At 46.8% G+C, this 12077-nt stretch carries 9 protein-coding genes; 3 read left to right on the top strand and 6 right to left on the bottom strand.

Going from position 1 to position 12077, the window contains the following annotated elements:
- The first annotated feature begins 88 nt into the window (after nucleotides 1–88).
- Together L9P36_RS03545 and fghA are read left to right on the top strand one after the other, a co-directional pair.
- Nucleotides 89–1222, top strand: a complete 1134-nt coding sequence (locus L9P36_RS03545; protein WP_237464987.1) for an S-(hydroxymethyl)glutathione dehydrogenase/class III alcohol dehydrogenase — start codon at nucleotides 89–91, stop codon at nucleotides 1220–1222.
- A gap of 78 nt (nucleotides 1223–1300) precedes the next feature.
- Entirely contained in the window at nucleotides 1301–2143 is an 843-nt protein-coding gene (fghA, locus tag L9P36_RS03540; protein ID WP_237464985.1) for an S-formylglutathione hydrolase, read from the top strand.
- Nucleotides 2144–2234: 91 nt separating this feature from the next.
- Here fghA and L9P36_RS03535 read toward each other — a convergent pair whose 3' ends face one another.
- The 6 genes from L9P36_RS03535 to guaB form a co-directional block, all read right to left on the bottom strand.
- The gene (locus L9P36_RS03535) at nucleotides 2235–3788 is read right to left on the bottom strand and encodes an AbgT family transporter (protein WP_237464983.1); all 1554 of its coding nucleotides are present in this window, start codon (nucleotides 3786–3788) and stop codon (nucleotides 2235–2237) included.
- A gap of 326 nt (nucleotides 3789–4114) precedes the next feature.
- Nucleotides 4115–5749 carry an AbgT family transporter gene (locus L9P36_RS03530; RefSeq protein ID WP_354004727.1) on the bottom strand — a complete coding sequence of 545 codons (1635 nt, stop codon included), beginning with the start codon at nucleotides 5747–5749 and terminating at the stop codon, nucleotides 4115–4117.
- A 620-nt stretch (nucleotides 5750–6369) separates the two neighbouring features.
- Entirely contained in the window at nucleotides 6370–6726 is a 357-nt protein-coding gene (locus tag L9P36_RS03525; RefSeq protein WP_237464979.1) for a hypothetical protein, read from the bottom strand.
- On the bottom strand, nucleotides 6723–7280 hold the full coding sequence (locus L9P36_RS03520) for an imm11 family protein (protein WP_237464977.1): 558 nt from the start codon (nucleotides 7278–7280) through the stop codon (nucleotides 6723–6725). Before L9P36_RS03520 ends, L9P36_RS03525 begins: the two co-directional genes overlap by 4 nt.
- A 176-nt stretch (nucleotides 7281–7456) precedes the next feature.
- Nucleotides 7457–9010 carry a glutamine-hydrolyzing GMP synthase gene (gene guaA / locus L9P36_RS03515; protein WP_237464974.1) on the bottom strand — a complete coding sequence of 518 codons (1554 nt, stop codon included), beginning with the start codon at nucleotides 9008–9010 and terminating at the stop codon, nucleotides 7457–7459.
- 66 nt (nucleotides 9011–9076) lie between these two features.
- The gene (guaB, locus tag L9P36_RS03510) at nucleotides 9077–10540 is read right to left on the bottom strand and encodes an IMP dehydrogenase (protein ID WP_237464972.1); all 1464 of its coding nucleotides are present in this window, start codon (nucleotides 10538–10540) and stop codon (nucleotides 9077–9079) included.
- 159 nt (nucleotides 10541–10699) lie between these two features.
- On the opposite strand from guaB, the gene xseA reads away from it, so the two are divergent.
- Nucleotides 10700–12070, top strand: a complete 1371-nt coding sequence (xseA, locus tag L9P36_RS03505) for an exodeoxyribonuclease VII large subunit (RefSeq protein ID WP_237464970.1) — start codon at nucleotides 10700–10702, stop codon at nucleotides 12068–12070.
- Nucleotides 12071–12077: the final 7 nt, after the last annotated feature.

The raw sequence follows: 12077 nt of genomic DNA, 5'->3' as shown, positions 1-12077 counted from the left end.
TTAATTTTAGCTAGATTATCATCTCAGAGGAAATAACTATACTTTCAGTCAATCCAACCCACCTCATTCATTTTATGGGAGTGACTGCATGTCCGAACAATTTATTAAATCACGCGCCGCCATCGCTTGGGGGCCAAACCAACCACTATCCATTGAAGAAGTGGATGTGATGCTACCAAAAGCCGGTGAAGTCTTGGTGCGTATTATTGCCACGGGCGTTTGTCACACCGATGCATTCACCCTATCCGGTGACGATCCAGAAGGCATTTTCCCTGCCATTTTAGGCCATGAAGGCGGCGGTATTGTCGAAATGGTCGGCGAAGGCGTCACCAGCGTTGCCGTGGGCGATCATGTGATCCCGCTTTATACCGCTGAATGTGGTGAGTGCAAGTTCTGTAAATCAGGTAAAACCAACCTCTGCCAAGCGGTTCGTGAAACCCAAGGTAAAGGCTTAATGCCTGATGGCACGACCCGTTTCTATAAAGATGGCCAGCCAATTTATCACTACATGGGCTGCTCAACTTTCTCTGAATACACAGTGCTACCTGAAATTTCACTGGCAAAAGTGAACAAAGAAGCGCCCCTTGAAGAAGTTTGCTTACTCGGTTGTGGTGTAACCACAGGTATGGGCGCGGTGCTCAATACCGCTAAAGTTGCCAAAGGCGATACCGTGGCGATCTTTGGTTTGGGCGGTATTGGCCTGTCAGCCATTATCGGTGCGCGTATGGCGGGTGCGAGCCGAATTATCGGTATTGACATTAACGAAAGTAAATTTGAGCTTGCGACACAGCTCGGCGCTACAGATTTAATTAATCCGCAGCATTTTGACAAACCGATTCAAGAGGTGATTGTTGAGATGACAGATGGCGGCGTCGATTACTCCTTTGAGTGTATCGGTAACGTCAATGTGATGCGCCAAGCACTTGAGTGCTGTCATAAAGGCTGGGGTGAATCCGTGATCATTGGTGTTGCAGGCGCTGGCCAAGAGATCTCAACCCGCCCATTCCAACTGGTCACAGGTCGTGTTTGGCGCGGCAGTGCATTTGGTGGCGTGAAAGGTCGCTCTGAGCTACCAGGGATTGTTGAGCGTTATCTTGCGGGCGAATTTGGTTTGCAAGAGTTCATTACCCACACCATGCCACTTGAGCAAATCAATGATGCTTTTGAGCTGATGCATGAAGGCAAAAGCATTCGAACCGTGATTCATATGCAGGCGCAATAGTCGATGACTGCGCACGGCATGTTTGTCCCTCATTATGGCGCCAAGTTTGCTTGGCGCCTTTGTCATAAGGATCAACCGATGCCTGATCAACTCCAACCGCTCAGCCACAACAAAGTGTTTGATGGCTGGCACCACCAATTTCAGCACCACAGCCAAGTGCTGGGCTGTAATATGCGCTTTGCCATTTTTCTTCCGCCGCAAGCGCAAAACCAAAGCGTTCCCCTACTTTTTTGGCTCTCGGGGTTAACCTGCACTGATGAAAATTTCATGCAAAAAGCGGGTGCCTTTGAAACTGCAGCCAAATTAGGAATCGCCATTGTCGCGCCAGATACCAGCCCGCGCGGGGCCAATGTTGCAGACGATGACGCCTATGACTTAGGCCAAGGTGCAGGCTTTTATCTCAATGCCACACAAGCACCTTGGGCGGCGCACTACCGGATGTATGACTACATTGTCGAAGAACTGCCCAATCTGCTTAGCCAGCATTTTCCACTCAATGGCAAATTTGCCATTTCAGGCCATAGCATGGGTGGTCACGGCGCATTGATGATTGGCCTAAAAAATCCTGACCGCTTTACCTCGATTTCAGCTTTTGCGCCGATTGTGAATCCAAGCCAAGTGCCTTGGGGACAAAAAGCCTTAAGCCACTATCTTGGTGACAATGAGCAAGATTGGCTGGCCTATGACAGCTGTGCGCTGCTGGCCAATAGCCATCAACATCTGCCAATTTTGATTGACCAAGGCAGCGCCGATCCCTTTTATTCTGAGCAATTGCAGCCTGAAAAATTGATCAGCATCGCCGAGCAGATGAGCTACCCCATTCGCTTTCGCATGCAGCCTGATTTTGATCATAGCTATTACTTTATTCAAAGCTTCATTGCTGAGCATTTGCACTTTCATCACGCCTATCTCTGTCAATAAGAAGCTCAGCCAATCATTTGGCCATACAAAAAGCCCAGCATATTTGCTGGGCTTTTTCATCAGAGCGTCGTGTTAGCACGTAAGTGTAGGCTTAGAAGCCCAGTGGAATACCAAGGCTAAAGAAAGCCACCAAAATCGCACTCCAAACCACCAAGAACGCCGCTGAGTATGGCACCATCATGGCAATCATATCGCCAAAGCTTAAGTCTGATTTGTACTTACGCATAAAGGCCAAAATAACCCCAGCGTAGCTCATCATTGGGGTGATGATATTGGTACAAGAGTCTGCAACGCGGAACGCAGCGGTGACCATATCAGGCGTCATCTCTGGGTTTACCTGATAAAGCATTGGCACAAAAATCGGGCCAAGCAGCATCCATTTCGATGTTAAACCACCGACAAATAGGTTGATAAACGCTGTGGTTAAAATAAAGCCCAAAATCAGCAACACCGGGAACTCTTGCAAACCCAATGAGAGCAAGAAGCTAGCACCCAAATAGGTGATATAAGCACCCAAGTTCGAATAGGTCAGCAATGCCAAGAAGTTATAGCAGAAGAAAGTGAGCACCAAAATATAGCCCATGGTGTTCATCTGCTTGACCATGGCGGTGACCACATCTTGCATCGACTTGAATTTCCCCGTCGCCACACCAAAGCACAGGCCCGGAATCGCAAAGGCAACGGCAATCAGCAAAATGATGTTATTCAAATATGGGGTAATGGTTTTACCACCCACTTGGTAAGCCGCCAAAGGCCCCGTCGCCAACAAGAAGATCCCTGCCAGTGCAGCGATAAAGCCTACACCCGCCCAGCGCAAACCTTTTTGCTCTTCTTTGCTCAGTTGAAAATCATCAAAGTTGATATCTTCAGGCAACGCATAAGACATACGATTGAGGCGCGGCGCAACAAAACGATGAGTCACCCAAGCGCCGACAATGGTCAGCACCACTGTGGAGAACGCAATAAAGTAGTAGTGCATGGTGGCTGGATTCAGCGGGTTGCCACTGGCATCCGTAAAGGGCACATTTTGCGACTCAGCAAAAATACGCGCGTTCATCCCCAAAATAATATCCGATGGTGTTGCCGGAATGAGGTTAGCACTAAAACCCGCAGAAACACCTGCAAAGGCCGCCGCCATACCAATCAATGGGTTTTTACCCAAAGCGCCATATAAAAGACCGGCCAGTGGAATCAGCACCAAGTAACCGGCATCAGAGGCGATGGAGCTCATAATCCCCAAAAACACCACCAGCAATGGCAGCAAGGTTTCTGGAATTTTCAGCCCTACTTTTTTAATCACAGCCGTCAACAGACCTGAGTTTTCTGCAATGCCAATCCCCAGCATCACAATCAAAATCACGCCCAACACGCCGCCGCCAAAGGCAAGCCAGTTTTGCAACAGTGCGTTATCAAACACCCATCGCACGTTTTCAGTATCAAGCATATTGAGAATACTGATCTGCACCATGCCGCCGTCTTTGCCCATGGTTTCAAAGGTGTAACCACCGACCAGCCCAGTCAAGGCCAAACAAAAGACAAAAAGAAACATGAAGATCACCACGGGGTCAGGGATCTTCTGGCCAACATGTTCAATCACCCGCAACAAGCGAGATGATTTGTGTTCTTCAATCGTCGGTTCAGACATCTGTTTTACTCTTCCATATATGCAAAATTTAAATCCAAAGAAAACCTAACAGACAGAATTTTATTTGTAAAACAATACGATAAGCATCGCTATCCATATAAAACACAGAATACCATTACCAAAACAACGGTTTTATCTTTAAAGCTATCGATAATCAGCATTTCCAACTAACTAAGCATGATTTGACGATGCAATCGATAAAATCACATTTCCAAAAATAAATTCACTTTTTCCATACTAAGCAGCATTTTTCACTGGAATATAAAAAAAGCCTCGCATAACGCGAGGCTTTTTGTTCGTTTAATAAACGCTTTGGCTACTGAGTATTACATCTTATAGACGTATGGTGCTTGAATACCCAGAGGAATACCGATCATCCAGTAAACCAATAGGAAGAGTGTCCAGCACACCAACAGCGCCAAAGAGTAAGGCATCATCATCGAGGCCAATGAGCCAATCCCTGATTTCTTCACATAGCGCTGCATATACACAACCACCAGCGGGAAGAACACCATCATTGGCGAGATAATATTCGATACCGAATCGCCCACACGGTAAGCCGCTTGTGTTAGCTCAGGCGAGATACCCACGCCCATTAGCATTGGCACAAAGATTGGACCAATCAATGCCCATTTTGCAGATGCCGAGCCCACCAACAGGTTAATACTTGCAGTCAATAGCACCATACCGACGATAGTCACTTCACCACGTAGGTTCAATGATTGCAGGAATTCAGCACCAGACAGTGCCAATAGCGCACCGATATTTGATGCAGAGAATGCCACCAAGAACTGAGCAATAAAGAATGACAACACCATAAAGCTGGCCATATTGGCCATGGTGCCATTCATCGCTTTAATCACATCAGAGCTGTTTTTAAAGGTGCCTGCAACGTAACCGTAGATCACGCCTGGAATAATAAAGAGGATGAAGATTAGAGGTACAATCGACATCATTACTGGCGCGCCAAATGAGGTGATCTCACCACCAGTCAGCGTCATGCCCGCAGATTCTGCTGCCGCTTTAATAGCGCTTAGGCTGCTCTCATCGGTCAAATCCAAACAAGCATTGGTCTTCAATACCGCTTGGGTTGCCACATCGGTACAGACCAAAGGTGAGCGCAATGGTGAATCAATTGGCCAAACCGCCGCAACAAGCAATGCGATACCGGCCAGCATAGAGAAACCCGCATAGCTAAAGGCTTTGCCTTCTTGCGCGGTAAATGCACCCATATCTGGCGCTTCTTCAGCATCATCATCAATGGGCGTACGCGCCAAGCGAGGCTCAATGATGCGATCCGTAATAAACCAGCCCACACCGATAATCAAAATCGATGACAAACCAGTGAAATACAGGTTGGCAAGTGGGTTCACTTGATAGCTTGGATCAAGCACATGCGCAGCCGCTTCTGTAAAGCCGGCCAATAGAGGGTCGATCCCTGAAGGAATAAAATTGGCCGAGAAACCGCCAGATACACCAGCAAATGCTGCCGCGATACCTGCCAATGGATGACGACCTGCGGCATGGAAAATGATACCGCCAAGTGGAATGACCAACACGTAGCCAGCATCGGCTGCGGTGTGTGAGACAATCGCCACCAAAATTAGCACTGGCGTAAGCAGTGACTTTGGCGTCACTTTCAGCATTTTTTTCAAGCCAGTATTAATAAAGCCTGAAGCTTCCGCCACGCCCACACCCAGCATTGCAACCAGCACGATACCTAGCGGTGCAAAGCCAGTGAAGTTTTTCACCATGGTGGCGAGGAAGTTGGCCATTTCTGTGCCAGTCATCAGGTTTTTGACTTCCACCGCTTCTTTGGTGATTGGATGAATCAAACCAAAATCAACACGGGAAAGGATCGCAGACAAAATCCAAGTGAGGATCAAGCCCCAGAAGAAGAGAAGTGCTGGATCAGGAATTTTATTGCCCGCTCGTTCAATAAAATTGAGGAATTTATGCATGCCGCCCTGCGGCGCGTTCGGTCGAGGTGACGTTGTTGTACTCATGGTTGCTCCATGTGATTGGCCATAGCCTTCATTGTTATGTTGCATATTCAAAACAGAATGGTTAACCAACTGAATAATCTATATTAATTGGTATATATCTCTGTAAAACATCCATTTATTCGAATATATGTTCGCGCAAGCATACTAATTGAAGCAAACCATAAGCTCAACCGACCAGTGCTCACAATCTAAACAAAAACACCACGAAAAGCAGGCGATGATAAGAAAAGTGATCAAGGGCACAGAATCTAGATTACCGAACCCACTCGGCCATAAAAAAGGCGCCTAGTGGCGCCATTAGTTGGATCTGCTGAATACACCCATTATCGTTTTTGTTTTTCATTCCGTAAGTATGGAGAATACGAACGCTATCAGCTTTGTGAATACTTCAGCGACTTTCATTGATGGTAGGAATCGTTGGAATCAGGAGTACCAACTAAAAAGGAAGAAGATCAGTATACAAGTGCAACAAAGAGTCGCTACAGAAACCAACTCACTCGAATTTGACTGAGACCGCATGTTGCTTACTCAATACGGGGAATCAGTGAGTGTGTTGCTGGGCGCTCACTATGCGACTACCCAAAGCGATGTTCTATAGTCGTTGGTGATTGCTTAGATAATCCCTCAGCCAAATCAGTAGCAAATATTAAAGCGCCGTCTTCATAAACAATACCGGAGCTATGATGCCCAGCATCATACTGACTTTGAAGCACTGCTGGTAAGAATACATACATGTTTTCAAAACCTTCAGCATTTGCTTCATAATAGGAGACCGTCTGCGTACAAAAATTTGAAGGTACCTTTAAAGTATTCCTAACAAATACGCCAGGCGATGGAAAGTACACTAGAATTAAATCGGCATTTTTAGACTGTTGTGAACTAGTGTCTGTTTCCTGAAACAGACCATCTTGCTTATATTTTTGCGCTATCATGAAAACTCCATCGGTATAAATTCAATCCCAGTGATTCCAGCATCTTCTAATGCATCCTTAACTTTTTCACTCACATAATAAGGATCTTTATAAGTCGATAGCGTGAAGCAATCATGTTCGATATTTGTTGATTCAAATTTAGCCAAATCAAGCATTTCCTCCAAAACGCCAGTGTATCCACCAAGTGTTTTACTAAAGCCCTCGGCCTCAGAAGCAGCAGGGTCGAGCAAATCATAGTGAGCAGTCACATTCATAAAAGCAAAATCAGTTACGATAACGTCATTTTTTACGTCGACAGGAAGAAACTGTACACCGCTAAACCCTTTGTCGAAAAAAATTTGTTGAACTTTTTTACTCGCCAACATTCCCATTGGGATTTTTAAAAAATCAGACATACCTTTTTCGTTATACTGCGTATTTAAATAGACTGTCGGCCTGTTCTTTAAAAGCTTAATTTGAGGTTGGTAATATTGAAGCACGTTGTTCCATGGGCTTTTGACGGTAAACGTACCTTCACCCGATTCGAATTTTTCGAACATTAAATAATAATTCATTTTGATAACCTAGCTAAATATGGCTAAAAAGCATTCACAATTGAAATATCGTCGAAAAAAAATACAGTTAACCTTTTCTAATGGTAACGCAAAGATTAAAACATAAAAAAACCCGTGAAATCACGGGTTTAGTTTATTTTATTGCGGAATAACGCGAGAAATTTCTAAACGCCTTATCACTCCCATTCGATAGTCGCTGGCGGTTTACCTGAGATATCGTAAACAACGCGAGAGATGCCATCAACTTCGTTAATGATTCGGTTTGAAACCTTACCAAGGAAGTCATATGGCAGATGTGCCCAGTGTGCGGTCATAAAGTCGATGGTTTCTACCGCGCGTAGCGATACAACCCAATCGTATTTACGGCCATCACCCATGACGCCAACAGAGCGAACCGGTAGGAATACGGTGAATGCTTGCGATACTTTGTCGTACAAGTCTGCAGCATGAAGCTCTTCGATGAAGATGGCATCAGCGCGACGTAGCAAGTCACAGTACTCTTTCTTGATTTCACCAAGTACACGAACCCCAAGACCTGGTCCTGGGAATGGGTGGCGATAAAGCATGTTGTAAGGTAGGCCAAGCTCTAGACCAATCTTACGCACTTCATCTTTAAATAGTTCGCGAAGTGGCTCAACAAGACCCATGGCCATCTCTTCAGGTAGACCGCCCACGTTGTGGTGTGATTTGATCACATGCGCTTTACCAGTCTTAGATGCCGCTGATTCAATTACATCAGGGTAGATGGTGCCCTGTGCCAACCATTTTGCATTTGCCAGCTTCTTAGATTCTTCATCGAATACGTCAACAAACACGTGACCGATGGTCTTACGCTTGTCTTCTGGATCTGATTTACCTTTCAGCGCTTCGAGGAAGCGATCTTCTGCATCCACTTTGATGATGTTCAGGCCGAATTTATCGCCAAACATATCCATCACTTGCTGACCTTCATTCAAACGAAGTAAGCCGTTATCCACGAATACACAAGTGAGTTTGTCGCCAATCGCGCGGTGCACCAGCATCGCAACCACAGATGAGTCCACACCGCCTGATAGGCCTAGGATCACTTCGTCGTCGCCAACTTGCGCTTTAATGCGTTTCACTGCATCTTCGATGATTGATTCAGAGGTCCATAGACGATCACAGCCACAAACACCAAGAACAAAGTTCTCAAGCATTTGCATGCCGCCTTTGGTGTGCGTCACTTCTGGGTGGAACTGTACGCCGTAGTATTTTTTCTCTTCATTCGCCATTGCAGCAAATGGACAGGTGTCTGTCTCACCGACTTTGACGAAATCAGCTGGGATTTCGACAACTTTGTCGCCATGGCTCATCCATACGTCTTGGATTTGATCCATGTTATTAAAGATGGCTGATTCGCCCGATACTTTTACTTGTGCATAGCCAAATTCACGCTCAGTAGAGCCGGCAACTTTACCGCCCAATTGCTCTGCCATGGTTTGCATGCCGTAGCACACGCCCAATACAGGCACGCCAGAATCGAACACATATTGTGGTGCACGTGGCGAGTTGGCTTCAGTAACACTTTCAGGGCCACCAGAAAGGATAATACCGTCAGGGTTGAACTCGCGAATGTCGGCTTCTTCGACATCCCAGCTCCAAAGCTCACAGTAAACACCAATTTCACGAACACGGCGCGCCACCAATTGGGTGTATTGCGAACCGAAGTCGAGAATCAAAATGCGTTGGTCATGAATGTTTGTTGTCATCATCTATCTCAAATGCAAAAGGGGCTGACCCATGTCAGCCTCTTAATTAAACCTATCTCAGATTGCTTAACCCAAACGGTAGTTTGGTGCTTCTTTGGTGATTTGTACGTCGTGCACATGCGACTCTTTCATACCAGCGCCAGAGATGCGAACAAACTCAGCTTTGGTACGCATATCTTCAATCGTTGCGCTACCAGTGAGACCCATGCTTGAACGTAGACCACCCATTTGTTGGTGAACGATCTCTTTCAAGCGGCCTTTATAAGCGATGCGACCTTCGATACCTTCAGGAACAAGCTTGTCAGCTGCGTTATCTGATTGGAAGTAACGATCAGAAGAACCTTGAGACATTGCGCCCAAAGAGCCCATGCCACGGTATGCTTTATAAGAGCGGCCTTGGTAAAGGATCACTTCGCCTGGTGCTTCTTCAGTACCAGCGAACATAGAGCCAACCATCACACAAGATGCGCCAGCAGCAATCGCTTTACAAATATCACCAGAGAAGCGGATACCGCCATCGGCAATCACTGGAATGCCGTACTCATCCGCAACTTCCGCTGCATCAGAGATTGCAGTTACTTGCGGTACACCAACACCAGTCACAATACGTGTGGTACAGATTGAACCTGGGCCAATACCCACTTTCACGGCACTTGCGCCTGCTTCGATCAACGCACGAGCGCCGCCAGCAGTAGCAACGTTACCACCGATGATATCAAGATCTGGGTAAGCTGCGCGTGTTGCGCGAATACGCTCAAGCACACCTTCAGAGTGGCCGTGTGAAGAGTCAATCAATAGAACGTCAACACCCGCTTCAACAAGCGCTTGAACACGCTCTTCATTGCCAGCACCTGCGCCAACCGCAGCACCCACACGTAGACGACCTTTGTCATCTTTACATGCGTTTGGTTTGCGCTCAGCTTTATGGAAGTCTTTTGCAGTGATCATGCCGCTCAATTGGAAGTCATCATTCACGACCAATACTTTTTCAACGCGGCCTTGGTGCATGCGCTCTTGTACTTCTTCACGAGAAGCACCTTCTTTGACTGTCACCAAACGATCTTTTGGTGTCATCACTACTTCAACTTTCTTAGAAAGATCAGTAACGAAACGCACGTCACGGCCAGTGATGATACCGACCAATTCGTTGTTTTCAGTAACCACAGGGAAACCCGCAAAACCGTGCTTTTCAGTCAATGATTTCACATCTGCAATGGTCGCATCTGGACGCACTGCGATAGGTTGAGCAACCATGCCTGCTTCGAAAATTTTCACCAAGCGAACTTGTTCAGCTTGTTGTTCGATCGACATGTTTTTGTGGATAAAACCAATACCGCCCTCTTGCGCCAATGCAATGGCCAAGTTTGCTTCCGTAACGGTGTCCATAGATGCAGACAACATTGGAATGTTTAGGGTAATGTTTTTGGTTAGTCGAGTGCGAAGATCAGCTGTATTAGGAAGAACAGTTGAATGTGCAGGGACGAGTAGAACGTCGTCAAAAGTTAGCGCTTCTTTAGCGATACGTAGCATGGCAATATCTCACCGAAAGATTTGGAAAGGTTCAAATATTGCAGACGGATTATACGTAGGTGCTGATACCTTGGCTACAAATTTTTCTAAATTTTATTTGCAATTACCCCCTTGATCTGTATTATATTGCGGCTATTCTCCAAACCTATGTCTAGCGAAATGCCTGCCTACCCAAATTCGGCCAGCGAGAGCAATTCTCAAATCTATTCCGTCTCTAGTTTGAACAGCAAAGTTCGTCTACTTCTTGAGAAAGAAGTCGGGATTATTTGGCTTGCGGGCGAGCTCACAAATTTTTCGCAACCCGTTTCAGGACATTGGTATTTTACCCTCAAAGATAACCAAGCTCAGGTCAAATGCGCGATGTTTCGCGGCCAAAATCGTCGTGTCATATTTGCCCCGCGCAATGGCCAACAGGTGCTGGTTCGTGCACGCATTAGCCTTTATGAACCCCGTGGTGATTACCAGCTAGTCATCGAATCGATGCAGCCTGCTGGTGATGGTTTAATGCAGCAAGCCTTTGAAGCGCTAAAGATTAAACTCTATCAAGAGGGTCTATTTGACCAAGGCCGTAAAAAGCCATTACCGCAACACCCACGCCGTGTTGGGGTGATCACCTCCCCTTCAGGCGCTGCACTGCACGATATTTTAAATGTGCTCAAACGCCGAGCGCCGCAGCTTCCTGTGGTCATTTATCCAGCCACAGTGCAAGGCGATGGCGCAGCAATCACCATTGCCCAAGCCATTGGTCGCGCCAACAGTCGTCAAGAATGCGATGTATTGATTGTTGGACGCGGTGGTGGTGGCGCTGAAGATTTATGGTGTTTTAATGATGAAGTGCTCGCGCGCACCATTGCAGCTAGCCAAATTCCAATCATTAGTGCTGTGGGTCATGAAGTGGATGTGACCATTAGTGATTTTGTTGCTGATCTACGCGCACCAACCCCTTCGGCTGCCGCTGAGTTAGTCAGCCGCGATCAATTGCAGCTCAGCCAGCAACTCAGCCAGCGCCAGCAGCAATTACGCGCAACAATGCAGCAGCAGCTAAGCCTGCAAAAGCAGCATCTTTATCGCTTACAGCAGCGCCTTGAGCGACAGCATCCACAGCGCCAGCTGAATCAGCAAGCGCAGCGTTTAGACGAGCTCCATTACCGCCTTTCGCAAGCGATGCAACGCCAATTACACCAAGCAAAACTGCGTTTTAATCAGCAACAGCAACGCTTTGAGCGCCATCATCCAAAGCACCAATTACCCAGTGCACAATTACGTTTAGCGCATCTTCGCCAAGCCTTGAGCCAAGTAATGCGCCAGCGTGTAGGTTTCCACCAGCAACAATTAGCGGCCAAAGCACACACCTTAGAAGCGGTGAGTCCGCTGGCGATCCTAGCGCGTGGCTTTAGCGTCAGTTTTGATAGCCAGCAACAAGTCTTGCGGCAAAGCGCGCAAGTGCAGGTCGGTGAGCGTATTACCACCCAACTACAAGATGGCAAAATAGAAAGCCAAGTGGTGGCCATACGAAAAAACGCGAGCTAATTGCTCG

Origin of the sequence: Vibrio stylophorae (genome assembly GCF_921293875.1) — a bacterium.
Taxonomy (GTDB): Bacteria; Pseudomonadota; Gammaproteobacteria; order Enterobacterales; family Vibrionaceae; genus Vibrio_A; species Vibrio_A stylophorae.
Note: the sequence above shows the minus strand (reverse complement) of the source record. Positions and strands in the feature narration are given on the sequence as shown.